The sequence below is a fragment of the Amycolatopsis sp. NPDC051716 genome (assembly GCF_040681595.1).
In the GTDB taxonomy this organism is placed as follows: Bacteria; Actinomycetota; Actinomycetes; order Mycobacteriales; family Pseudonocardiaceae; genus Amycolatopsis.
Map to the genome: position 1 here is coordinate 1 of NZ_JBFAZA010000018.1, position 24,033 is coordinate 24,033.

Annotated in this window: 23 protein-coding genes; 15 read left to right on the forward strand and 8 right to left on the reverse strand. The window is 71.1% G+C overall.

What is annotated here, in order from left to right; translation table 11 throughout:
• Positions 1-84: 84 nt before the first annotated feature.
• Positions 85-1,233: a xylose isomerase gene (xylA, locus tag AB0M30_RS24510; RefSeq protein WP_364587603.1), complete on the reverse strand. Its 1,149-nt coding sequence runs from the start codon at positions 1,231-1,233 to the stop codon at positions 85-87.
• A 98-nt stretch (positions 1,234-1,331) separates the two neighbouring features.
• Here xylA and AB0M30_RS24515 point away from each other — a divergent pair, with 98 nt between their 5' ends.
• The gene (locus tag AB0M30_RS24515; RefSeq protein WP_364587606.1) at positions 1,332-2,495 is read left to right on the forward strand and encodes an ROK family transcriptional regulator; all 1,164 of its coding nucleotides are present in this window, start codon (positions 1,332-1,334) and stop codon (positions 2,493-2,495) included.
• Between the two features lie 49 nt (positions 2,496-2,544).
• Here AB0M30_RS24515 and AB0M30_RS24520 read toward each other — a convergent pair whose 3' ends face one another.
• Positions 2,545-5,778, reverse strand: coding sequence for a S8 family serine peptidase (locus tag AB0M30_RS24520; RefSeq protein ID WP_364587609.1), 3,234 nt, complete (start codon positions 5,776-5,778; stop codon positions 2,545-2,547).
• A gap of 236 nt (positions 5,779-6,014) precedes the next feature.
• On the opposite strand from AB0M30_RS24520, the gene AB0M30_RS24525 reads away from it, so the two are divergent.
• From AB0M30_RS24525 to AB0M30_RS24575, 11 genes are all read left to right on the forward strand, one after another.
• Positions 6,015-6,629 carry a TetR/AcrR family transcriptional regulator gene (locus tag AB0M30_RS24525; protein WP_364587612.1) on the forward strand — a complete coding sequence of 205 codons (615 nt, stop codon included), beginning with the start codon at positions 6,015-6,017 and terminating at the stop codon, positions 6,627-6,629.
• Between the two features lie 2 nt (positions 6,630-6,631).
• Positions 6,632-7,540 carry an ABC transporter ATP-binding protein gene (locus AB0M30_RS24530; RefSeq protein WP_364587615.1) on the forward strand — a complete coding sequence of 303 codons (909 nt, stop codon included), beginning with the start codon at positions 6,632-6,634 and terminating at the stop codon, positions 7,538-7,540.
• Entirely contained in the window at positions 7,537-9,099 is a 1,563-nt protein-coding gene (locus AB0M30_RS24535) for an ABC transporter permease (RefSeq protein ID WP_364587618.1), read from the forward strand. Before AB0M30_RS24530 ends, AB0M30_RS24535 begins: the two co-directional genes overlap by 4 nt.
• Before the next feature lie 308 nt (positions 9,100-9,407).
• The gene (locus tag AB0M30_RS24540) at positions 9,408-10,856 is read left to right on the forward strand and encodes an amidohydrolase family protein (protein ID WP_364587621.1); all 1,449 of its coding nucleotides are present in this window, start codon (positions 9,408-9,410) and stop codon (positions 10,854-10,856) included.
• A 205-nt stretch (positions 10,857-11,061) separates the two neighbouring features.
• A complete protein-coding gene (locus AB0M30_RS24545) occupies positions 11,062-11,823 on the forward strand; it encodes an IPT/TIG domain-containing protein (protein ID WP_364587624.1) in 762 nt (253 codons plus the stop codon).
• 164 nt (positions 11,824-11,987) lie between these two features.
• Complete coding sequence (locus tag AB0M30_RS24550) at positions 11,988-12,554, forward strand: hypothetical protein (protein ID WP_364587627.1); 567 nt, start codon at positions 11,988-11,990, stop codon at positions 12,552-12,554.
• A 7-nt stretch (positions 12,555-12,561) separates the two neighbouring features.
• Positions 12,562-12,909 carry a hypothetical protein gene (locus AB0M30_RS24555; RefSeq protein ID WP_364587630.1) on the forward strand — a complete coding sequence of 116 codons (348 nt, stop codon included), beginning with the start codon at positions 12,562-12,564 and terminating at the stop codon, positions 12,907-12,909.
• A 5-nt stretch (positions 12,910-12,914) separates the two neighbouring features.
• Entirely contained in the window at positions 12,915-14,336 is a 1,422-nt protein-coding gene (locus AB0M30_RS24560; protein ID WP_364587632.1) for a glycoside hydrolase family 92 protein, read from the forward strand.
• 59 nt (positions 14,337-14,395) lie between these two features.
• Positions 14,396-14,590 carry a zinc finger protein gene (locus AB0M30_RS24565; protein ID WP_364587635.1) on the forward strand — a complete coding sequence of 65 codons (195 nt, stop codon included), beginning with the start codon at positions 14,396-14,398 and terminating at the stop codon, positions 14,588-14,590.
• On the forward strand, positions 14,560-15,000 hold the full coding sequence (locus AB0M30_RS24570) for a hypothetical protein (protein ID WP_364587638.1): 441 nt from the start codon (positions 14,560-14,562) through the stop codon (positions 14,998-15,000). The genes AB0M30_RS24565 and AB0M30_RS24570 overlap by 31 nt, the downstream gene beginning before the upstream one ends.
• Positions 15,001-15,026: 26 nt before the next feature.
• Entirely contained in the window at positions 15,027-15,503 is a 477-nt protein-coding gene (locus tag AB0M30_RS24575) for a DUF2127 domain-containing protein (RefSeq protein ID WP_360178913.1), read from the forward strand.
• A 50-nt stretch (positions 15,504-15,553) separates the two neighbouring features.
• On the opposite strand, the gene AB0M30_RS24580 is transcribed toward AB0M30_RS24575, so the two are convergent.
• On the reverse strand, positions 15,554-16,264 hold the full coding sequence (locus AB0M30_RS24580) for a serine/threonine protein phosphatase (RefSeq protein WP_364587641.1): 711 nt from the start codon (positions 16,262-16,264) through the stop codon (positions 15,554-15,556).
• A 91-nt stretch (positions 16,265-16,355) separates the two neighbouring features.
• Here AB0M30_RS24580 and AB0M30_RS24585 point away from each other — a divergent pair, with 91 nt between their 5' ends.
• Positions 16,356-17,090 (forward strand): AfsR/SARP family transcriptional regulator, encoded by a 735-nt coding sequence (locus AB0M30_RS24585; protein ID WP_364587643.1) that lies wholly within the window; start codon positions 16,356-16,358, stop codon positions 17,088-17,090.
• Here AB0M30_RS24585 and AB0M30_RS24590 read toward each other — a convergent pair.
• Positions 17,078-17,821: a twin-arginine translocation signal domain-containing protein gene (locus AB0M30_RS24590; RefSeq protein WP_364587645.1), complete on the reverse strand. Its 744-nt coding sequence runs from the start codon at positions 17,819-17,821 to the stop codon at positions 17,078-17,080. The two genes, AB0M30_RS24585 and AB0M30_RS24590, sit on opposite strands and share 13 nt — an antisense overlap.
• An 86-nt stretch (positions 17,822-17,907) precedes the next feature.
• Between AB0M30_RS24590 and AB0M30_RS24595 the strand changes: the two genes are divergently transcribed.
• Positions 17,908-18,327 carry a nuclear transport factor 2 family protein gene (locus tag AB0M30_RS24595; protein ID WP_364587648.1) on the forward strand — a complete coding sequence of 140 codons (420 nt, stop codon included), beginning with the start codon at positions 17,908-17,910 and terminating at the stop codon, positions 18,325-18,327.
• Positions 18,328-18,407: 80 nt separating this feature from the next.
• Here the strand turns inward: AB0M30_RS24595 and AB0M30_RS24600 are convergent, their stop codons facing one another.
• The 4 genes from AB0M30_RS24600 to AB0M30_RS24615 all read right to left on the reverse strand — a co-directional run bounded on the left by AB0M30_RS24600 (position 18,408) and on the right by AB0M30_RS24615 (position 22,470).
• Positions 18,408-20,234: a glycosyltransferase family 39 protein gene (locus AB0M30_RS24600; protein ID WP_364587651.1), complete on the reverse strand. Its 1,827-nt coding sequence runs from the start codon at positions 20,232-20,234 to the stop codon at positions 18,408-18,410.
• Positions 20,234-21,490: a bifunctional glycosyltransferase family 2/GtrA family protein gene (locus AB0M30_RS24605; protein ID WP_364587653.1), complete on the reverse strand. Its 1,257-nt coding sequence runs from the start codon at positions 21,488-21,490 to the stop codon at positions 20,234-20,236. The genes AB0M30_RS24600 and AB0M30_RS24605 overlap by 1 nt, the downstream gene beginning before the upstream one ends.
• 96 nt (positions 21,491-21,586) lie before the next feature.
• Positions 21,587-22,150: a hypothetical protein gene (locus AB0M30_RS24610; protein ID WP_364587656.1), complete on the reverse strand. Its 564-nt coding sequence runs from the start codon at positions 22,148-22,150 to the stop codon at positions 21,587-21,589.
• Positions 22,147-22,470 (reverse strand): hypothetical protein, encoded by a 324-nt coding sequence (locus AB0M30_RS24615; protein WP_364587659.1) that lies wholly within the window; start codon positions 22,468-22,470, stop codon positions 22,147-22,149. The genes AB0M30_RS24610 and AB0M30_RS24615 overlap by 4 nt, the downstream gene beginning before the upstream one ends.
• Before the next feature lie 344 nt (positions 22,471-22,814).
• Between AB0M30_RS24615 and AB0M30_RS24620 the strand changes: the two genes are divergently transcribed.
• Positions 22,815-24,032: a helix-turn-helix domain-containing protein gene (locus tag AB0M30_RS24620; RefSeq protein WP_364587662.1), complete on the forward strand. Its 1,218-nt coding sequence runs from the start codon at positions 22,815-22,817 to the stop codon at positions 24,030-24,032.
• The last annotated feature ends 1 nt before the right edge of the window (position 24,033 follow it).

Consider the following 24,033-nt stretch of genomic DNA (forward strand, 5'->3'; position numbering starts at 1 on the left):
GGCGCAGCACCCCGCGACCCCGCTGCGTCGCTAATTAATCTTTGGGGACACTGGAGGTCCCGAATGAGTCATTCGCGACACTTGTCAGCGCACGCCGAGCAGGTGCTCCAGGGCGAGCTGGTTCAGCCGGGTGAAGTGGTAGCCGCGGGCCGCAGCCGCCTCCAGGTCGAACTCGTCGTTCAGGACGTCGTCGAACGTCTCGCCCGGGGCCAGCGTCGGCGTCGAAAGGTCCGGAACCCGCGACGCCGCCAGTGCCTCGGCGACCTCCGGGTCGGCCCGGAACGCCGCCGCCTTCTCCTTGAGGATCAGGTACGTCCGCATGTTCGCCGCCGCCGACACCCACACGTCTTCGGTGTCCTCGGTGCGCAGCGGCTTGTAGTCGAAGTGCCGCGGGCCGTCGTAGCCGGCGTTCTCCAGCAGGTCGACCAGGAAGAACGCGCTCTTCAGGTCGCCGTGGCCGAAGATCAGGTCCTGGTCGTACTTCGGGCCGTGCTGGCCGTTGAGGTCGATGTGGAACAGCTTGCCCTGCCACAGCGCCTGCGAGATGCCGTGCACGAAGTTCAGCCCGGCCATCTGCTCGTGCCCGACCTCGGGGTTCAGCCCGAACATCTCCGGCCGCGCGAGCTGCGAGATGAAGCCCAGCGCGTGCCCGATCGTCGGCAGCAGGATGTCGCCACGCGGCTCGTTCGGCTTCGGCTCCAGCGCGAACCGTAGCGAGTAACCCTTCTCGACGACGTAGTCGGCGAGCAGGTCCAGGCCCTCCTTGTAGCGGTCCAGCGCCGCGCGGACGTCCTTCGCGGCGTCGGACTCGGCGCCTTCGCGGCCGCCCCAGACGACGTAGGTCTGCGCGCCCAGCTCGGCCGCCAGGTCGAGGTTGCGGCGCACCTTCCGCAGCGCGTACCGGCGGACGTCGCGGTCGTTGCTGGTCAGGCCGCCGTCCTTGAACACCGGGTGGGTGAACAGGTTCGTCGTCGCCATCGGGACCTTGAGGCCGGTCTCGGCGAGCGCCTTGCGGAAGCGCTCGATCGCCTTGTCGCGGTCCGGTTCGGTGGCCAGCAGGTCGTCGTCGTGGAAGGTCACGCCGTAGGCGCCCAGCTCCGCCAGCCGGTGCACGCTCTCCACCGGGTCCAGCGGCGGCCGCGTGGCGACCCCGAACGGGTCGGCGGCGGGCCAGCCCACGGTCCAGAGGCCGAAGGTGAACTTGTCGGCCGGCTGGGGAGCGAAGTCGCTCATGACTGTCCCTTCATTTAGTTCACGTTGTAGACTAAATATGCGCCGCGGGGGTCCCCGGCGTCAAGGGGCCGGGTTACAGTGCTTCGCGGGAGGACACGATGACGCAGGCCGTGCGGCACGAGGAGATGCGCGCCCGCAACCTCGAGGTCGTGCTGGGCGCCGTCAGCCGCGGCGGCCCGCTCACCCGGGCCGCGCTCGCCGAGGTCACCGGCCTGACCAAGTCGACCGTGAGCAAGCTCGTCGGCGACCTGGTGGAGGCGGGCCTGCTCGCCGAGACCGGCCCCGCCCGGGCGGGCGAACGCGGCCGGCCGGGGGTGGACGTCGTGCTCAGCGGGGCGCGGATGGCGTCGCTGGGGCTGGAGATCAACGTCGACTACCTCGCGGTGCGCGTGCTCGACCTGACCGGCGAAGTCCGGTTCGCCGCCCGCCGCGAACGCGACAACCGCGGCTCGCGGCCGAAGAAGGTCCTGGGCGAGCTGCAGGACCTGGCCACCGACGCGCTCGCCGAGGCCCACCGGCTGGGGCTGGAGGCGGCGGGCGCGGTGCTGGCGGTGTCCGGCCCGGTGGGCGACGGCGTGCTGTTCAGCGCCCCCAACCTCGGCTGGCAGGACGTCCGCCCGGCCGAGCTGCTGCGGCTGCCGGTCCCGGTCGAGCTGGACAACGAAGCGAACCTCGCCGCGCTCGGCGAGCTCTGGTACGGCGACGGCGAGCGCGACTTCCTCTACGTGTCCGGCGAAATCGGCATCGGCGCCGGCCTGGTCGTGAACGGCGTGCTGTACTCCGGCGCGACGGGCCTGGCCGGCGAGCTGGGGCACGTGGTCGTGGCCCCGGAGGGGGCGCCGTGCCGCTGCGGGGGCAGCGGCTGCCTGGAGACCTACGCCGGGCAGGAAGCGTTGCTGGCGGCGGGGAACACCGCATCGGTGCCGGCCTTGCTGAGCGCCCTCGAGCGGGGTGACGAGACGGCGCTGGCGGCGTGCGCGGCGGCCGGGCGTGCCCTCGGCATCGCCCTGACGTCGGCGGTGAACTTGCTGGACCTGGACCGCATCGTGCTGGGCGGGGTGTTCACGCAGCTGTACCCGTGGTTGTCCGGGCCGGTGTCGGAGGTGCTGACCACCCGCCTCGGCGGCCTGCGCGGCGCGCCCCCGGTGTTGAGCGCTTCCCGCTTGGGTGGCGACGCGGCGACCCTCGGCGCGGCCGGCCGGGTCATCCACCGCGTCCTGGCCGACCCGGCGCCGTTCCTGACCCGGGCCCAGGAAGCGTGAAGGCCGCCTCGAGGGATGCTCCTCGAGGCGGCCTTCACGGACTGACGAACTAGCTCACCGAGTTGATCTGCACCAGCGAGGAGCCGACCGTGACACCGGTGTCGGTCTGCACGGTCAGCTGACCGCGCAGGGTCCGGCCCGCGGCCGGGGCGGCGGTGGCCGTCACCGTCGCCGGCACGGTCCACGAGCTGCCCGACGCGCGCAGGGCGTTGGCGTCGTTCACCGCGATCGAACCGAACGCCGGGTTGGTGAACACGTCGAGGTAGTCGTAGGCGGTGGTGCCGCCCGGGACCGCGTACCCGTCGACGAGCGCGACCCACACCCCGGGCGCCGGGTTGGGCACGGTCACCGACTCCTCGGAGTCACCGTCCGCGCTGACGCCCGCCTGCACGCAGGTTCCGGTCGTGCAGTTGTACAGCACCAGGTCGAGGTCCGTGCCCACGACGGCGGGGTTGCCGATCGTGGCGGTCAGCGACGTCGAACCCGGCGTCACCGCGATCTGGTACTGCTGCTGCGTGCCTTCGGTGATCGTCGGCCGCTGCGTCTTCGCGCTGCCCAGCGTGGCGCCGGTCAGCTTGCCGGTGAACGCGCCGAGCGTGTTCTGCACGGTGTACGTCCGCGCGATCGGCGTGCCCAGCGTGGCCGAAGCGATCGTGTCCGGGTTCGGCGAGATCGCCGTGCCCAGCACCGAAGCCGACAGCTTGTACGGCGCTTCGTCCACATCGGACGTCCGCCGCGCTTCGACGGTGATCTCCCAGACACCCGGCAGCGGGTTGGCGATGGTCCGGCTGGTCGGCGTGCCGCCGGCGCAGCCCGCACCCGCGTCGGGCAGGTAGCACGCGGTCGTCGCGGTGCTGGCCTCGGCCGGGACACCGGTCGGGTCGTACCGCAGGAACCGCACCTGGCCCTTGCCCGGAGCGCCGGCGCCGGCGTCCAGGTCCACCTTCAGCGCGCTGGCGCCCTGCGGCACCCGCACGAAGTAGCTGGTCGCCTGGTTGCGGGCGGCCTTGCCCGAGTTGTCCACCTGGAAACCCTTGCCGGCGACGAACTCCTGCGGCGCGAAGACCGTGTTGAGGGTCTGCACGTCGATGCCGATGGTCAGCGGGTTGTCCAGGTAGAGCAGGGCCGAGTGGACCCCGGCGCTCTTCGGGTTGACCTTGACCTCGAACTTCACCGGCGTGTTCAGCGGCAGCACCACGGTGCCACCGGAGTTGAACGTGCCGTCGTTGCCGACCCACCGCACGAAGTACGGCACCGGGTGCGCCGAGCCCGTGGTGCGGGTGATCGTGTAGGTGCGGGTGTACGCCTTGCCCGTGGTCACGCCCTCGCGGTCGTGGATGCCCACGCCCGTGTTCGGCGTGGCCAGCAGCCCGGACTGGACGGTGTGCACCTCGACCGACGTCGAAACCGCGTCCGGCTTCGGGTTGAGCGAAAGCGCGACGAACGCGGCGGGGACGTTGAACAGGCCCGCGCCCTGGGCGTACGCGCCGATGCCCGGCACGAACCGCGCGGTCGACTTGATCGCCGCGCGCAGCTGCGCCACCGGCGGCCGCTGGCCGTTGTGCGTCGCCTTGTACGCGCTCACCAGCAGTGCCGCCGCGCCGGTCGCCTGCGGCGCCGCCATCGACGTGCCCTGCAGCATCGCGTAACCGGCCGGCAGGGAGTACGTGCCGGCCACCGGGCTCGGGGCTTCCCACCGCGGGGTGGTGGAGATCGCCGCGCCCGGCGCGATGATGTCCGGCTTGAAACCGCCGTCTTCACGCGGGCCGCGCGAGGAGAACGGGTGCATCGACTCGGGGTTCTTGGTGACCGAGCCGTAGTTCGACAGCCAGGTCTCCTTGGTGATGTACGAGCCGACCGAGATCGCGTCCGTGGCCACCGACGGGTCGCCGACGGTGTTCGCCCCGGCGCCGCTGTTGCCCGCCGAGATGAAGATCTGGACGTTGTACTCGGCGATCGTGCGGTTGTAGAGCTCCGCGCGGGCGTTGTTGCCGTCGTTGAGCGCCGGCAGGCCACCGATCGAGATGTTGATGACGTCGGCGCCGTGGCTGGCCGCGTAGACGACGCCGTCGACCAGACCGGACGAGGTGCAGCCGGCACTGGTGAGGCAGACCTTGACGGCCAGGACCTTCGCGCCCGGGGCCGCGCCGTCCATCTTGCCGCCGAACAGGTCGTTGCCGGTGGCGATGCCCGCGACGTGCGAGCCGTGCTCCGCGCCGGCGATGCCGATGCCGACGTAGCCCGGCTTGTCGGTCTGGACCACGAAGGCCATCCGCTCGGCGATGTCGGTCGCCGGGTTGTCGGTGCCGAAGAAGCCGACGTCGTACTTCTTGTTGTAGTCGGTCATCGGCTTCTCGTCGGTGAAGTCGCCGTTGCCGTTGAGGTCGACCCGGACCTCCTTGGTCACCGGGTCGAGCAGCACGCCCCACGAGTCGGCGCGGTCGCCGTCGCGGTTGACGTCACCGCCGGTCTCGCTGTCCGCGGCGCCCAGGTCGCCCGCGGTCTCGCCGAAGACGCCGAACGTGTACGGGCCACCGGTCGCCGGGGCCGTCCAGGTCTTGCCGTTGGCGGTGAAGACGCCGGTGTAGGTCTGGGTCGACTGCTTGACCCAGGTGCCGTCGCCGGAGTTGGTGGCGTTGGCGTTGTACCAGTCGACGATCTTGCGTTCGCCGTGGCTGGTGGTGGCCAGCGCGGGGGAGTCGAGGTCGACGCCGGAGTCGAGCACCGCGACCGTGGTGTCCTTGCCGTCCCAGCCGGGCAGGACCTGGCCGAACTGCGCCGCGTAGGTGTCGCCGGTCGGCAGGTACGGGTTGACGCGCGGGGTGTTCTTGCCCGGGGCCGGCTGCGGCAGCGGGGTGGTCGCACCGTCGGGCTTCGGGTCGTCGCGGACGATGAGCCCGTCGACGTCGACGGCGTTGACCGACTTGAGCTTCGCGGCTTTTTCGGCCTTGGCGGTCGGGATGCTGACCTTGATGTAGTCGAGCTTCGTGTCGGTGGACTGGACGACGCCGCCGAGGGCCTTGAGCTCGTTCACGGCGGTGCCGGTCTGGCCCTTTTCCGCGGCGATCAGCAGCGTGACATCGGGCTTCCCGGACTTCTCGGCTTCGGCGACGAGCGCGCGATCGTGCTCGTCGAGGGTCTTGCCGTCGGCCGCGCCGTTGGTCGGCGGGGCCTGCTGGGCGGAGGCCACCGGGACCGCGACGCCGAGGACGGAGGCGCCGAGTGCGGTGGCGAGGATGGTGATCCCGGCCCGCCGTCTCCAGCGCGATCTGTGCTGTTCCACTGAAACGACCCTTCGTGAAGATGTGCGTCCGAGCAGTACACAGGGTGGGATCTACGTCAGCAATCAGACAGTTAGCCCATAGACCGCAATTGGTTGCGAGCCAAATGGCCTAATCGGCTGCCCGGTTGGGCGGTCACCGGAAGAGCCGAAAGGTGGCCAGATCTCGCCATTGCTACACGTGCGTATAGCAGGCTATATTCATATGTAGTCGACTACACGCACGTATAGGACGTCTGATGAGCACCGAAGACCTCACCGCACGGGCCCGGATCCGCGACGCCGCCATCAAGCTCTTCACCGAGCGCGGCATGGAAAAGACGTCGATCCTCGACATCGCCGAGGAAGCCGGGGTCTCCGGCGGCCTGATCCGCCATCACTTCGGCTCCAAGGACGGCCTGCGCGAGGCCTGCGACACGTACGTCTTCGACGAACTGGTGAAGTTCAAGGAGGAGGTGCTGGCGAAGGGCGCCGCGAACCCGGGATTCCTGCCTGCGTTCGACGCCCGGCAGCTGCTCTACCGCCGGTACCTGGGCCGCGCCATGGTCGACGGCTCCGAGGCCGCCGAGGTGCAGTTCACCGGGATCGTCGACGAAACCGAGCGTTACTTCCGCGAGCAAGGCATGGAGATGCCGGACCCGCGGGGCGTCGCCGCCGCGCTCGCCGCGATGACCGGCGGGCTGATGATCCTGCAGGACCACGTCGCCCGCGCGCTCGGCGAGGAGCCGGGCACGAACGAGGCGATGCTGCGGATGTCGGCGGCCGCCGGGCACCTGTTCCTGAACCCCCTCGCCACCACCGAAGTCCTCGAAAAGGCCCGCGAAGCGCTGGCCGCCTACCAACGGAAGGAATGACGATGGCCGCAGCGATCACCGCCGACGGCCTCACCAAGGCGTTCGGCCGGACACGGGCCCTCGACGGGCTCGACCTGACCGTCCACACCGGCGAGGTGCACGGGTTCCTCGGACCCAACGGCGCCGGCAAGACCACCACGATCCGCGTCCTGCTGGGGCTGATGCGCGCCGACGGTGGCCGCGCCACGCTGCTCGGCGGCGACCCCTGGACCGACGCCACCGAGCTGCACCGGCGGCTCGCGTACGTCCCGGGCGACGTCACCCTCTGGCCGAACCTCACCGGCGGCGAGGTCATCGACCTGCTCGGCCGGCTGCGCGGCGGCCTCGACACCGCCCGCCGCGCCGAGCTGATCGAGCGCTTCGACCTCGACCCGCGCAAGAAGGGCCGGACGTACTCGAAGGGCAACCGGCAGAAGGTCGCGCTCGTCGCCGCGCTGGCGTCCGATGTGGAGCTGCTGGTCCTCGACGAGCCGACGTCCGGGCTCGACCCGCTGATGGAGGAGGTGTTCCGGGAGGTCGTCGGGGAGGAGCGCGAGCGCGGCGACCGGACGGTGCTGCTGTCCTCGCACATCCTCTCCGAGGTCGAGGCGCTGTGCGACCGCGTCACGATCATCCGGGCCGGCCGCACGGTCGAGTCGGGCACCCTGGACGAGCTGCGGCACCTGGGCCGGATCACCATCGACGCCTCGCTCGCGCACGTGCCCGAGGATCTGGGGTCGCTGCCGGGCGTGCACGACCTGAGTTCGTACGGCTCGCACGTCCACCTGTCCGTGGACCAGACGTCGCTGGACGACGTGATGCGGCACCTCGCCGGGGCCGGGTTGCGGAGCCTGGTGAGCCGCCCGCCGACGCTCGAGGAGCTGTTCCTGCGGCACTACCGGCAGGACGAGCCGGTCGGAGCGGCGCGATGACGGGGACCTGGGCGTTGCTGCGGCTGGTGCTGCGCCGCGACCGGCTGCTCATGCCGCTCTGGATCCTCGGTCTCACGCTGGCGCCCGTCGGCTACCTGTCGTCGATCAAGGCGGCGTACCCGGATGCCGCGGCCCGGCAGCACTTCTACGAGATCAACGCTTCGAGCGCGACGTTCGTCGTGCGCAACGGCCCGTTGTACGGCTCGTCGGTGGGGAACCTCCTGGCCTGGCAGTGCGGGTTCGTCCCGGTCGTCGCCGGGCTGATCGCGCTGCTCACGGTGGTCCGCCACACCCGGACCGAGGAGGAGGCCGGCCGCCGCGAGCTCACCGGCGCCACCGTCGTCGGCCGGCATGCGGAGCTGCTCGCGGCGGTGCTCGCCGCCTGCGGTGCGTGCCTGGTGTTCGGTCTGCTGGCCGCGTTCGGCATCGCCGCGCAGGGCGAGCCTCTCGCCGGTGCCTTGGCGCTCGGTGCGGGCTTCGCCTTGGTCGGCTGGGTGTTCGCTGGAGCCGGCGCGATCGCCGCTCAGCTCACCTGGGGTGCGGGTGGCGCGCGGGGCATCGGCATCGGGGCGCTGGTGCTGGCGTTCCTGCTGCGCGCGGCCGGGGACAGCAGCGGTTCGGCGGGCTGGCTCGCGTGGTTGTCGCCGATCGGCTGGGCGCACCGGCTGCGGCCGTTCGCGGGCGAGCGGTGGTGGGTGCTCACGCTGGCTGTTGTCTTCACCGTCTTGCTCGTGGCGGCGGCGGTCGCCCTGTCGGCGCGCCGGGACCTCGGCGCGGCGCTGCTGCCGGCGCGGCCGGGCCGGGCGACGGCGAAGGCGTCGCTGCGCTCGCCGCTGGCGCTGGCCTGGCGGCTGCAACGGGGGACGCTGCTGGTCTGGACCGTGTGCCTCGGGCTCGTCGGGCTGCTGATGGGCGGGGTCGCGCGGAACGTCGCCGAAATGATGCGGGACAACCGGGCGGTCGCGGACGTGTTCTCCCGCCTGGGCGGCGGCGGCGCGGTGACGGACGCGTACCTGGCGGGGACGATGACGTTGTTCGGCCTGGCGGCGGCGGGTCACGCGGTCCAGGCGACGCTGAAGCTGCGCTCGGAGGAGGCGGCGGGCCGCGCGGAACCGGTGCTGGCGACGGCGGTCGGCCGGGCCGGCTGGGCCTTGGCCCACTTGACGTTCGCGTTCTTCGGGCCGGCGTTCGTGCTGGCGGTGACGGGCTGGGCAACGGGCGCGGCGTACGGCTCGGGCTTCGGGCTCGTCCCGGCGGCGCTGGCCCAGCTCCCGGCGGTGTGGGTCCTGGCGGGCCTGGCAGCGTTGCTGATCGGCGTCTTCCCGCGCTTCGCGGCGGGGGCTTGGGGCCTGCTGGCGGCGTTCCTGCTGCTGTCGCTGGTGGGGGCGGCGTTGCGGTGGAACGAGGTGGTGCTGGGGATTTCGCCGTTCCAGCACCTGCCACGCCTGCCGGGCGGACCGTTCTCGCCGACACCGGCGCTCTGGCTGGTTTTGATCGCGGCCGTGGCGGGAGCGGGCGGCCTGCTTGCGTTGCGGCGGCGGGACATGCCGGTGGGCTGACCACCCGACGAGACCGCGGCCGGGGGTCCAGGGGCTCGCCCCCTGGCGGGGGTCTGGGGGTTCGACCCCCAGGAGACACCGCGAGGCGAGGCCGGTGCGCGCTTTCCGCGCACCGGCCTCGCCCCGAGAATCGCGTGGCAACCGAGGGAGTCGAACCCTGCGCGGCTTGTGAAGGCGGCGCCCATGGACCGGCCCTGACCCTTCGGCGGGCGACGGCTGCCATCTGTTCCAACGGTAACTGATACCCGGATATTTCCCTTCTCAAGCCGTGCTTCACCCGGACGGGCGGGGCTGGCATGGTGGTCCGCATGGATGATCTCCTGCTGCGCCGCGTCCGGCCGGGCCTCGGCGGGGACCTCGCCGACGTCCGGGTCAACGACGGCCGGGTCGCCTCGATCACCGAACCGGGCTCCACGGGGTTCGCCGCGCGGGTGGTCGACGGCCATGGCGGGACGCTGCTGCCCGGGCTGGTCGACGCGCACGTCCACGTCGTGCAGTGGGCGACGTCCCGGCGCCGCATCCCGCTGGACGCGGCCCGCTCGGCGGGGGAGGCGATCGAGGTGCTGCTCGCGCACCTGCTGGCGACGCCGGCGCCGCAGACGGAACTCGTCGTGGGCGCGGGTTTCCGTGATGCGCTGTGGCCGGACAAGCCGCATAAGGACCTGCTCCAGCGGGCGTTGCCCGGGCGCGCGGTCGCGCTGTTCAGCGCGGATCTGCACACGGTGTGGCTGAGCCCGGCGGCGCTGAAGCTGATCGGCCGTGAGCACCCGACGGGCGTCCTGCTCGAGGGTGACTGCATGACCGCGACGGCCCAGCTCCCGACCGCGGCGATCGACGTCCAGGACCGGTGGGTGGCGGAAGCGGTGTCCGCGGCGGCCGCACGCGGCGTGACCGAGATCGCCGACTACGAATACGCGGACACGGTGGCGGACTGGACGCGCCGGGGCGCCCCGGCCGCCCGGATCTCGTGCGTGATCGCGAGGTACCTCCTGGACCGGACGATCGAGCGCGGCCACCGCACCGGCGACGTCCTGCCGGACTCCGGCGGGCGGCTGACGGTGGGGCCGTTCAAGCTCTTCGTGGACGGATCCCTCAACACCCGCACGGCCTACTGCCACGACCCGTACCCGGGCGTCGAGTCGCCGGGGTCGCTGGAACTGCCGCCCGGCGAGCTGGTTCCGTTGCTGCGGCGGGCGTTCGACCACGGGCTGGTCCCGGCGGTCCACGCGATCGGCGACCGGGCGAACACGATCGCACTGGACGCGTTCGAGGAGGTCGGCTGTCCCGGCCGCATCGAGCACGCCCAGTTGCTGTCCCCGGAGGACATCCCGCGGTTCGCCGCGCTGGGCGTGATCGCGGCGGTCCAGCCGGCGCACCAGCCGGACGACCGCGACGTCGCGGACCGCCACTGGCACGGCCGCACGGCGCGGGCGTTCCCGTACCGGTCGCTGCTGGAGTCGGGAGCCCGCCTGGAGTTCGGCTCGGACGCCCCGGTGGCACCGCTGGACCCGTGGGACGGCATCGCCTCTGCGGTGTCCCGCACGGACGACGACCGCCCACCGTGGCACCCGGAGCAGGCGATCCCGTTCGCCGAGGCACTGGCCGCGTCCTCGGGCGGCCGTCGCGGTGTGGCGGTGGGGGACATCGCGGACCTGATGGTGACGGCCACGGACCCGTCCGCGTTGTCCCCGGCCGACCTGCGGAATCTCCCGGTGACGGCCACGATCGTCGACGGGCACGTCACGCACCAGATCTGAGCGGATCACCGGCGCGTGGCCCGGCGTGATTTTCCCGAACCGACGCCGGGTGCCGCGGGGAAATCTCGGCCGATATTTCGGTCGCGTCAAGAAATCGATCCGATTCGGGGTGGAAATGGACCATTCTCGCTTTTCGGGATCACGCTTTGGGTCGGATATCGGCTCGAGTGAGTAAGGCGGTGGCGGTGTGATGAGGCACTTCAGAATGGGTTCGCACCTCGTGTCGGCCGAACCCACGACCCCGAGTTCCCCGCCGCCCAGCCCGTTGATTCCGGTTACGACGGGCGGCGCGATCGCCGTGGCGGCCGTTTTCGTGGTGCTGCTCCTCCTCGCGGCTTTCATTCCCATGGTCATGGACCTGCGCCGGGCCGCCAAGTGGCGCGACGACCTGACCGCCTGGCTCAAGAGCAGCAAAAGCCATTGCGCCGAGCTGCTGCCGATCCTGCGGTTTCTCTCTCGGCCTCGGGGTACCGCGAACACCGCCCGAACCACGATCGCCTACCTCGTGGTGGCGCTGGTCGCCGCCGCATTCGGCGTCACCGCGTTTTCGGGCGCGGCCGATGCCCCGGATCTGCGCAAGACGATCATCGCTTCGATTCTGACCGTGCTGAGCCTGGTCATCGGCTTCTATTTCGGAAGCCGCACCGCGCAAACCGCCATCGAAGCGCAAGCCGGGTTGGGCAACGGAACCTCCAATCCCGCGCCGGTCGTGCCCGTCATCACCGGCGTGACCCCCGCGACCGGCCCGAGCGGAAGCGCGGTGACCGTGACCGGAGGCGGGCTTTCCGGAGCGTCGATCCATTTCGGGACGCTTCCGGCGACGCCCATCGGGCCGCCGTCCGACTGGCAGGTCGTCGTGGCGGTGCCCACCCGGCCCGACGGGTATCCGGCGGAGGTCGACGTGGTGGCCCAGACCGCGGCCGGCTCCTCGGCGATCACGGACGCGACGAGCTTCACCTTCGGCTAGTGTCGCGCGTCCGAAGTTCAGTGACAGCGGCCCGGTCCCCGCTCTTCCCGGACGTCAAACAACTTGCGACGCGCGACACTAGGCGGCCTTCGGGGCTTGATTTGTCCACCGGACAACGGAAAAGATCCCACCGTGGGTGTGACAACGTTGTCAGGAGAACGCGGATGAGGCAGTTCACCCCGGGGACGGGGACCCGAGTCCTGGCCGCCCTGCTCGCGGGAGCCACGACGATGGCGCTCGCCACCCCCGCCGAAGCCGGGAGCAGCAGGTTCGCCGAAGACCCCACCACGCTCGTCGACACCTCGATCGGCAACAACGGCGACGGCACCACCTTCCCCGGCGCCACCACGCCGTTCGGGATGGTCCAGCTCAGCCCGGACACGCAGCTGAAGAAGTACGCGTCCTACGACTACGCGCAGGACACCACGCTCGGCTTCAGCCACACCCACCTCTCCGGTGTCGGCTGTCAGACCATGGGCAACTTCCGGTTCATGCCCACCACCGGCGCCGTCACCACGAGCGACCCCGCGCAGTACGGCGCGAAGTTCAGCCACGCCGACGAGACCCGGCAGCCCGGCTACTACGGGGTCAAGCTCGCCAACGGCATCGGCGCCGAACTCACCGCCACCCAGCGCACCGGCCAGCACCGTTACACCTTCCCGAGCGGCGCGACCGGCGAAAACGTCCTCATCGAGGTCGGCGAGAGCAACGGCTACACCTACGCCGGGTGACGTCCACGTGGTCGGCGACGACACGGTCGAGGGCTGGCTGCAGGGCGGCAACTTCTGCTGGGAGACACAGAAGGAGCGCTACAAGGTCTTCTTCAGCGCCAAGTTCGACCGCAAGTTCACCAGCTTCGGCACCTGGACCGACAACAAGCTGACACCGAACCAGCGCGACGCGAAGCTGGGAAGCCAGCGCACCGGCGCCTGGCTCACCTTCGGCACCGAGAAGAACCAGGTCGGCGCCTCGGTCGGCCTGTCCTACACCTCGATCGACGGCGCCCGGCTCAACCGCGGCGCCGAGCAGCCCAAGTCGTTCGGCAAGGCGCGAAAGCCGCCCACGACACGTGGGAAGACGAGCTGAACCGGATGCGCGTCGCCGGTGGGACGACCGCCGACCAGCGCACCTACTACAGCGCGCTGTACCGGTCGCTGCTGCACCCGTCCGTCGGGTCCGATGTGGACGGCTCGTACCGCGGCTTCGACGACGCCGTCCACCGCAGCCGGGACACGTACTACCAGATGTTCTCGCTGTGGGACACCTACCGCTCGCAGAACCAGCTGGTCGCGCTGCTGCACCCGGACAAGGCCGCGGACATGACCAAGTCCGTCCTCAAGATCTACCAGGACGGCGGCTGGGTCCCGCGCTGGGCGCTCGCCGGCGGCGAGACGAACGTGATGAGCGGCGACCCCGTCACGCCGTGGGTGGTCGACAATTACCGTCGCGGCCTCCTCGACGACCGGACCGCGCGTCAGCTCTTCGACGCGCTGTGGCGCAACGCCAGCGAAGTGCCCGCGGACCAGTCGATCTTCCGGGGCCGCGACGGCAACCCCACCTACGTCGAGAACGGCTGGATCGGCTACCAGGACCTCCCGGGCTACACCTACGGCGACACCCGGCAGGCCGGCTCGGCGACCCTCGAGTACGCCCTCGGCGACTGCGCCCTGTCCACCATGGCTGCCGGATTGGGCTACGGCGACAAGGCCGTGACACTGCGGGCGCGCTGCGGCAACTTCGCGCACCTGTGGGACACGAGCGTCGAATCCCACGGCTTCACCGGCTTCCCCCGGACGAAGGCCGCGGACGGCACCGGCGTCGGCGACCCCGACCCGGCGAAGTCGACCGGCTTCCACGAGGGCACGCCGTGGCAGTACCAGTGGCTGGCCCAGCAGGACACCGCGAAGCTGTTCGGCCTGATGGGCGGCCCGGCGCAGGCGCAGCAGCGGCTCGACACCTTCTTCGACATGCCGCTGCTGCTCACCGATCCGGCGAAGGCCGCCAAGGACTCCTGGGTCCACGGCGCGTACGACTACCACAACAACTTCGCCTTCAACCCGAACAACGAGCCCGACCTGCACGCGCCCTGGATGTACAGCTGGACGGGCGCGCCGTGGAAGACCTCGGCCGTGCTGCGCGCGGCTCGGACGCTGTTCACGGACACGCCGTACGGCATGCCGGGCAACGACGACCTCGGCACCATCTCGTCGTGGCTCGTCTTCGGCATGACCGGCGTCTTCGAGGCGCAACCGGGCTCCGGGACGTACCTGCTCAGCACGCCGATGTTCGAGAAGGTCGAGATCCACCCGGCCGGCGGCCGCAAGATCGAGATCGAGGCACCCGGCGCGAGCGCGGCGAAGCTGCAGTACACAAAGGACGTCCGGATCGGACACCGCGATTACGCCCGAAGCTGGATCTCGCACGAGAACCTGCTCCGGGCGGGCAAGATCCGCTTCTCCCTGAGCGACACCCCCACCGCCTGGGGCACGAGCTCGGTCCCGCCCGCGATCTAACCTCATGAGTCCCCTCGGCGTGTTGGTGTCAACGGAACGAGACAGTTTCAATGGACATCATGTTGAGGTGGCAGCAGGCGGAGGGAAAGCGCCACGCGCTCGACGGACCGTTCCCTCCGCGTCCGGAGGAACAGTTCGTGGCTTTGTGCGGGGAAGAAGTGACCGTCGCGGTGAAGGATGTTCCGCAGCTCGGGGGCAACTGGTTCGACCCGACGTGCGCCGAATGCGAGTCGGCGTGGCTGGCGCGGTGCTGATCGACGCCGATCGGGACCACCGGCTGCTGGAGCGCATCCGCGACCTGCACGCCTCGCTCGCCCCGGATCTGGCGTGGCTGGCCAGGACCGTCGGGGAGGAGGCGCCGCGCCCCGACATCCTCCGCGACCTGGGGGAGCGCCTCGCCGACCTCGGCGAGGACCTGATCACCCGCGCCGACGAGCTCGACGCCGAGGTCCGGGCCGGCCTCCCGGACCACGGCTGGCTCCCCGAAGCGGGCGCACGGCGGCGCGCGCTGGCCGTCGCCCACCAGGTCGGCCCGCACCCCCTCCGGTGCGGGCCGATCTTCCTGGCCGTCTGCGGCGCGGCTTGCTTCCCCTTCTACGGGACAGACCCGACCGAGCGGACAACACGCCACGAACGGTGCGAAAAGTGCCTCCACGTGCGCTGACCGGCCGTTTCTGCTGAGCTGGGGACATGACCGACCAGAAACCGACGGCGACCGAGCGATTCTTCCGCATCGCCATCGCGATCAAGGGCCTCGACGGCGCGTTGCAGGTAGTCGGGGCACTGATCCTGGCGTTCATCCCCGCCTCGACGGTCAGCGGGTTCACCCACGCGGTGATCACCCGCGACTTGCTGGGCGACCCCTCGGGCACGCTGGCGCGCCACTTGGAATCGGCGACGGAGAACTTCCTCCACGGCGACACCAAAACATTCGCCGTCGCGTACTTGCTCGCCCACGGCCTGATCAAGCTCGGCCTGGTGTGGGCCCTGGCCCGCAAGATCGTCCGAGCCTACCCGATCGCGGCCGCCATCTTGGCCGCATTCGTCGTCTACGAGATCTTCCGAGCGGTCCACACCCACTCGATTGCCCTACCGTTCTTCGCCGCCCTCGACATAGTGATCATCGTGCTCGTACTGCGGGAGTACCGCCAGCTCAAGCGCGGTTGAAAGGCACGGCAAGGCAGGCAACGGCGGCAGACCCGGGAAGTCACCGGGCTTCACGCGGCAACGGGAAACCGAACAGTCGTGCTGTCGACCTCCAAGGGTTCGACATAGAGGGCGGTGGCATTATCCGAGCCACCACGCGCCAGCGCGGCTTCGACGAGTTCCGCAGCGCCCCGACCCGGCTGCGCCAGCACAGCACGAATCCCACTCCCGGTGAGCGGCTTGTGCACCCCATCACTGGTCAGCAGCAAACCCGCGCCGGCCGTCTCCGCCGTCCCGATCTCATGCGCCTCGGCAGTGCGCACGCTGGTAGTGACGACGTGCTCCATCCGCGGCGTCACCGGCTGGTGCCGGGCCCGGAAGAACTCGGCGAGCGTGTGGTCGGTGGTCAGCCGGCTCAGCGTGGTGCCGTCCCAGGAGTACGCTCTGGCGTCACCCACCCAGGCGATGCGGTACCCGCCGTGCGCGGCCGGCATGGCGACGACGAGCACGGCGTCCCCGAGCGTCTGCTCGCGCACCGCGCGCTGTGCGGCGAGCACGGCCTCGACCGGTCCTTTGTGGACCGGTGTGCGCGCGGCGGCCGCGGCGGCGGTGCGGGCGGCGCGCGCGGCGGCGGGATCGTCCCCGACGCCGTCGGCGAGGGCGAACGCGATGCCGGGCCCGCCGGCCGCGGCGTACGCCCCGACGGCGTCGGCGTTGAGTGAGCGCGGCCCCTGCGCACTCGCGGTGTGCCAGCGTGGGTAACCCGGACGGGTGGTGATCATCGCGGCCTCCTCATCCCCTCTGTCTCCATGATCCGCGCCGAACCTAAGGGGCGGCTGAGACTTTCCGGGTACCTTGGAGAGGGGGTGGGGGATGGAGTTCCGGATTCTCGGGCCGCTGGCGGTCTCGCGCGCCGACGGCCGCCCGGCCGTGCTCGGCGGGTGCAAGCCGCGGACGCTGCTGGCGGCGTTGCTGCTGGCCCGCGGGCGTGTGGTGCCCGACGAACGGCTGATTTCGCTGCTGTGGCAAGGCGAACGGCCGTCGACGGTCGACGCGCAGGTGTGCACGTACGTCTCCCGCCTGCGCAAGGCCCTCGGGCGCCCGGCGCGGCTGGTCCGCACCGGCGGCGGCTACCTGCTGACGCCGGGCGGGACCGTCGACGCCGAGGAGTTCGAGCGGCTGGCGTCGTCGGGTCACGACGAGCTGCGCGCGAACCGCCCGGCCCGCGCGGCGGGGCTGTTCCGCGCCGCACTGGAGCTGTGGCGCGGTCCGGTGCTCGCCGGCGTCGCCGAACCGCTCCGAGCGGGTGAGGCGGCGCGGTTCGACGAGCTGCGCCTGACGGCACTGGAGGGCCGTCTCGAGGCCGAAATCGCGGCGGGCGAGCACCGGCGCGCGGTGCCCGACGCGACGGCGTTCGTCCTCGAGCACCCGATGCGGGAGCGGGCGCGGGCCCTGCTCATGGCCGCGCTCTGCGCGAGCGGCCGGCCGGCGGACGCGGTGGCGGTGTACCACCGCGGCCGCCACCTCCTCGACGAGCGGCTCGGGATCGCGCCGGGGCCGACGCTGCGGGCGGCGTACCAGCAGGTGCTGGACGTTCAGCCCGGGTAGGGCGACGACTGGAAGTCACGATCGAGTTCGGCGGGCGAGCGCGGCAGCCAGTACCGGGCGAGCGCGCGGACCTGTTCGCGCGGCAGGGCGGGGTTGACGTGCCGGTGGTCGGGTTTGGCGATGGACTGCAGCGCCCAGCCGAAGCCGATCATCGGGTGGATCCGCGCCCACCGGTGCCGGTCGATGCCGAGGACCATCTGCGCGCGCAGGACGGAGTGCCAGAAGTGGTAGCCGCCCGGCGGGTTCCCGTTCATGGTGTGCACCTCCGACTCTTCCGGCGCGCGCCGCGGGTCGAAGAGGATGCCCTGCCCGAAGGCGGCGAAGGCCTTGACCAGGCCGGCTTCGTCACGGCGGTAGAAGTGGTCGAAGTTGTCGAGCTGCAGCGTCGAGAGAGTTTTCAGCGGCCCTTCGACCGGCTTGGCGAACTCGGCGTAGTTCTTCGGGTACGCCGGTTCCCGGCTCAGCTCCCGCCACTTCTCGTACAGGCCTTCCGGAGCGTTCTGCTGGATGAAGGGGAAGAGCACCGCGTAGGCGTCCTGGACTTCCTGGGACGGGTGGTACAGCGAGATTTCGTCGAGCTGGTACCAGAGTTCGTTGGCCCGGCGGTCCCCGAGCATCCCGGGCACGGGCGGCAGCCCGGTGTCCGCGGCGGCGGTCCCGACGGTGCTCCCGGCCAGCGCCACCCCGGCAACGGTGGCGGCCCCGATTTTGAGCAGGCTACGGCGATCCATGGTGTACCCCCTGGTCTGGCGGCCCCCTGCCGCCGTTCGCTGCCAAGGTACGGAAGATTTCTATACTTTCTCTGTAAGATCGTTTTGTGGACGACTACCGCGCGCTGGAGAACTTGGTCTTTTCGTACGCGTCGCTGGTCGACGCGGGGGACTTCGCCGGGGTGGGCGAGTTGTTCGCGGAGGGAGCGTTCGCGGGCAGCGGCGGCGCGCTGCGAGGCGCGGCGGCGGTCGAGCGGATGCTGCGCGAGACGGTGATCGTTTACGAAGACGGCACACCGCGCACCAAGCACGTGACGACGAACGTGGCCCTCGAGGTATCGGGCGCGACGGCGTCGGGTCGCGCTTGCTTCACGGTGCTGCAGGCGGTTCCCGGGTTGCCGTTGCAGACGATCGCGGTGGGCCGGTACGAGGACAGTTTCACGTTGGCCGACGGCGGCTGGCGGTTCACGGAACGCCGGGCGACGGTGGACCTCGTCGGTGACGTCAGCCACCACCTGCGGTCGTAGCCTGTTCCGTGACGAACGCTCTGTCGCCGCGGCGATCGGTGAAGTGGCCCGGGCTTCCGAAGAAGCCCGGGCACCCGGTGTCAGCTCTGCAGGTCGTACACCGTCTGGCCGTCAACCGTGGTGGCCGTGAAGTTCGCCGTCACCCACTCCGTGATCTCCGACGACCCGCCGCCCGGCCCACCTCCCCGGCCACCTTCGATGTAGTACTTGACCTCGCCCGCGGCCACGTAAGCCTTGAACTCCGCCAGTGTCGGCGCCGGGTCCGAACCGCTCCAGCCACCGATGCCGATCACGGCCTTGCCGCTGGCCAGCTCCAGCGACGCCGCACTCTGCGACCCCGTCGTTGCCGCGGCCCACTTCGTCGTGGTCTGGGCCAGCAAGGAGCCGACCGCGCTCGACGATGAATCAGGACCGCCACCGAAGCCGCCCATCGCGCTCGAAGTCGGACCCGACGTGGGGATCGACCCCGAGTGCGCCACCGACGCCGTCTCGACGCCGTAAGCCGCGGACGACACACCGATCGTCAGGACCACCGCCGTCGCCACGACGGCGACCACCCGGCGCGAGGCCGGCACGCCCATCACCAGCACCGTGCCCACCAGCACCCCGAGCGCCGCGACGATCCAGCGCAGCGCCGGGAACCACTCCGGCGTCCGGTCCAGCAGGATGAACGACCACACCGCCGTCGCCACGACCATCCCGGCCAGCGTGGCCCGCGGCGCCAGGTGCGCGCGGCCCTGCCACAGCGCGCGGCCCGAAATCGCGACCAGCGCCGCGATCGCCGGCGCCAGTGCGACCGCGTAGTACGGGTGCACGGTGCCGCTCATGAAGCTGAACACCAGCGCCGTCACGACCAGCCAGCCGCCCCACAGCACCAGCGCCGCCCGGGTCGCGTCCGTCCGCGGCGCGCGGCGCGTGAACCACAACCCGGCGACCAGCCCGATCAGCGCGGCCGGCAGCAGCCACGAAACCTCCGTGCCGAAGCTGGCGCCGAACATCCGGAACAGGCCCGACGCGCCGCCGAACCCGGTGTTGCCGCCCATGCCGCCGCCGATGCCGCCGTTGCCCTCGCCGCCGAAGATGCGGCCCAACCCGTTGTAGCCCAGCGCGAGTTCGAGCAGACTGTCCCCTTCGGACCCGCCGATGTACGGCCGCGACGACGCCGGCCACAGGTCCACCAGCGCGATGAACCAGCCCGCCGAAACGACCAGCGCCACGACCGCACCACCGAGGTGCAGCAGCCGCTTGCCCAGCGACGCCGGCGCCGCGAGCAGGTACACCAGGCCGAACGCCGGCAGCACCAGGAACGCCTGCATCATCTTGGCCAGGAAGCCGAACCCGATCGCGGCTCCGGCCAGCGCGAGCCACCGCGGGTTCGCCGTTTCCGTGGCCCGCACGACGAAGTAGGCACCCGCCACCATCAGCAGAACCAGCAGCGCGTCCGGGTTGTTGAAACGGAACATCAGCGCCGCGACCGGCGTGACCGCCAGCATCGCTCCCGCCAGCAGCCCGGCGACCGGGCCCGACGTCCGCTTCACCGTCAGGTAAAGGATCCCGACGGAGGCGACACCCATGAGCGCTTGCGGGGCCAGCACGGTGAAACTGGAGAAGCCGAAGATCCGGGCGAAGGCCGTGCCGACCCACAGGGCCGCGGGCGGCTTGTCGACGGTCAGCACGTTCCCCGAGTCCAGCGAGCCGAACAGCCACGCCTTCCAGCTCTGCGTCCCGGACTGGACGGCGGCGGCGTAGAAGGAGTTGCCGTAGCCGGACGCGGTCAGGTTCCAGAAGTACAGCACCGTGGTGGCGGCCAGCAGCCCGAACGCGGCCGGGCGGACCCAGCGCGGTGGTGCGTGCGCGGCGGGCTCCTTGCGGTGCTCGGCGACCCGGGCGGGCAGGACGGTGGTCATCAGTACTCCTTCTGAGAGGTGGCCTGGCGGCGCGGGTTGAACACCCAGCCGCGCAGCAGCAGGAACCGGAGCACCGTGGCGGCGAGGTTCGCCAGCACCAGCACAATGAGCTCCAGGACGAGGCCGGGGGTGGTGGATCCGTTGAGCAGGGCCAGTGCCCCGCTGGTGAGCGCGAGCCCGAGGCCGAAGACGAGCAGCCCTTCGAACTGGTGGCGTCCGGCGCCGGCGCGGCCGCGGATGCCGAACGTCAGCCGCCGGTTCAGCGCGGTGTTCCCGACCGCCGTCACCAGCAGCGCGGCGAAGTTCGCCGGCTGCGCCCCGGCGACCGTGCGCAGCAGCAGGAACAGCACGAGGTAGGCGAGCGTGCTGCTGACGCCGATCGCGGCGAACCGCACCAGCTGCGTCACCAGCCGCGGCGGCACGCCCGGAGCGTCGACGCCGATCGGCTGCCGGCCGAGCTGCTCGCGCAGCCTGCTGACCGGGATGTCCCCGGTGAAGGTGGCCCGGGTGACCCGGGCGATGCCCTTGAGGTCCTCGGTGGCGGTTTTGAGGAGGTTGACCGACGAATCGGGGTCGTCGACCCAGTCGACCGGCACCTCGTGGATGCGCAGCCCGGCGCGCTGGGCCAGGACCAGCAGCTCGGTGTCGAAGAACCAGCCGGTGTCCACGACGTGCGGCAGCAGTTCACGGGCGACGTCGGCGCGGATGGCCTTGAAGCCGCACTGCGCGTCGCTGAACTTCGCGGCGAGCGTCGAGCGGAGAATCAGGTTGTAGCACCGGGAAATGAACTCGCGCTTCGGCCCCCGCACCACCCGCGCCCCCCGGGCGAGCCTGCTGCCGATGGCGAGATCGGAGTGCCCGGACAGCAATGGTGCGACGAGCGGCCCGAGCGCGGCGAGATCGGTGGAGAGATCGACGTCCATGTAGGCGAGCACGGCGGCGTCGGAGGCTCGCCACACGGCGTTGAGCGCGCGGCCGCGGCCCTTCTCGTCGAGGTGGTGGACGGCGACCTCGGGGAACTCCCGGGCGAGCCGTTCGGCCACCTGCAGCGTCGCATCGGTGCTCGCGTTGTCGGCGACGGTGATCCGGTACGGGTAGGAGACGTGCTCGGCCAGGTGCGCGTGCAGCCGGCGGATGCACGGTTCGAGGTCGGCCTCTTCGTTGTAGACCGGGATGACGACGTCGAGAACGGGCTGCGGGCCGGCCAGATCGACCGGGACGCTCCCGGGCCGCGATGCGGGGGCGGTGGCTGTCATGCCCCTACGATCGCGGCCGCCGCTTTGGTGATCGTGTGTTCTCTCTGTGCGGTTCCTGTGTGGTGCCAGGTTCGCGGGCCGGGCACCGCACCGGACTCAGCTGTGCGCCCGCAGCGGCACCACTTCGCCGGCCCGGCCGGGCTCGCGCCGGAACGCCGTGGTGCAGATCGTCAGCGTCACGAACGCCCCGTACTTCGGATGCCGGTCGACGTAGACCTCGGCGGCGAAGCAGGCGTTCGCCAGGACGTCCCGCCGGGAGTGGATCTGCTCGAACCCGATGCCCGCCGGGCAGAACAGCGAGACCACGATGTCGCCGTCCACCGGGCGGGTCCACAGGATCGCCGGCCGGCGGCCGTCCACCGTGCAGATCCGGGCGCCCGCGAAGGCCGAGCGGAGCCGGTGCTGCACCACGATCGCGCGCAGCCGGCCACGCACGTGACGGCGGGCGGCGCGCCAGTAGAAGACCCAGTTGAACGCCGCCACCAACGCGACGACGGACCAGACGGGCCCGAGCCAGCGGACCAGGTTGACCAGGGCGTAGGGCAGGAGTGTCACGGCGAGCAACTCGTAGCGCCAGTGGTAAAGCCACAGCACCGGGTTGGACCGCTTCACGGGGGCCAGGTGCCGAGCCAGTTCGGGGACGTGGTTGTCGTGGGTCATGACCGTGCTCCTTCGCAGCCGTCGGCGACCGGGACGGCGGTCGTGGGCGCCCGGCGGACGACTCCGGTGCCGGTGCAGGCCGGGCAAGCCGCGCCGTCGGTCGAGCTGAGCCCGTGGCCGCCGCAGGAAATACAGGCGTGCACGGTGTCCCAGCGAGGATCGCGGTAGGTGCGGGTGCCTCTGGCCCCGCGGCGAACCTCCCAGCCACGCGCTTCGGCGCGGGCGTCTTCCTCGGTGGCGAACAGCCAAGTGCCGAGGCGGTAGAGCAGCCGGTCGAACCAACTGCGTTGGCCGGACGTAGGTAGGTTGTGGTCTTGCATCGTGGCACCCCCGGAGTGAACGCACGGACTCGGAAGGCCGACCCGGTAGGGTCGCCCACGGGCGGCTCGGGGAGGCCGCCGGGCACTTTGCGTGGTGCCCCAGCTGCGCGCGGTCGCGACCGATACGGCGGAAGGGTGGCCCTCTAGCTGGGGATGCAACCCGTTCGGGCGAGTCAGGCGATGTCCGCACCAACGAACAGTCAGCGATGAGATAAGGTGCGCTCTGTGTCCACATATTGTCACCTCCCTACCTCTGCCTACCTGAGTAGGTAAGGCTGGTGCCGAGTGCTTACCTACATTCTATGTCGACCGCCCCGCGGCCGATAGGTACTGATGTGGTAACGGTGACGGCCGAGCAGGTGGGTGCCGAGCTGCGGCGGCTGCGCAAAGCGGCCGGCCAGACCCAGGCGGACGTGGCCCGCATCGTCGGCGTGAGCCGGGCCAACCTGACCCAGTGGGAGACCGGCCGCTACCTCCCGTCGGTGGAGAACGCCAGGCTGCTCGACGATCACTTCCGGGCGGCGAATGCGCTGGTGGAGCTGGCCGAAGCGGCGCGCTCGCCGGGACAAGCCTCGGCTGGGGTCCTCACCACGGGGGGATCCTTGCTCGACGTCTTCCGGCGGGCCGGGGCCGCCCTCGCCCAGGAGCTGATCCGCGACGAGAACGGCCGTGCGGTCGGCTGGCGGCACAACCTCCAGAAGCGAGGCAAGCAGACGACGCTCGCCACCGCCTACGGGATCAGTGCGATGGTCGTGCTGGGCGAGCCCTACATCGACCTACATGCGGTGGTCCAAGACCTCTACGCCAAGCGGACCGAATACGGCTGGCAAGGCCGGTCCGAGGGCCGCCGCCCCGAGGTCACGGCGGCGGTCGTGGACGCGCTGTCCCAGACCAGCACCGTCCTGTCGGCGGAGGAAGGGCTCGAAAGCCTCGAGAGCTCGCTGGACGACTACAGCCGGACGCGGCCCTTCCTGCTCTCCGCCGCTCTACGCACTTCGGTCCGGCTCGCGCCGGACGCCCCGTTGACCCGCGGCCTGACGGACGACCTCCTCGCGGCCCGGCTCGACTTCGACGGCGTCCCGCTCTGGGGCGAGAAGAAGGAGCCCCGGCTGGTGGCGCCCGAACCGTCGACAGCGCACACGGCCCGGGCCGTCGTGGCGCTGCGGGCTCTCCTGCGCACCGGCGACGACCGCGCCGACGTCCGGGACGCCGTCGAGATCGGCACCAAGTGGCTCCTCGACCGGAACCACCCGGACGACGGAATCATGGAAGACCTGGCGCTGCCCCAGCCCGGTGGCCGGGACGCCGTCCGGGTGAACATCAAGCACTTCACTTCCGCGTGGGTCGTCCAGGCCCTGGCCGAGGCACCGCAGGTGCCGGCGGTCCGGCTGAGCCGCGCGCTCAGCTCCCTGTGGGAACGCTACGAAGCCGGTGTCGGCCTGTGGGCCTGGGGCAGTGGTGACCTCCCCATCTGGATGACCCTCGACGCCGTGACGGCGCTGCGCTCGGCTGCGCTGGTCTTCGCGGCACCTCCGTTCCTTCCTCCTGCGGCCGCAGAATAGA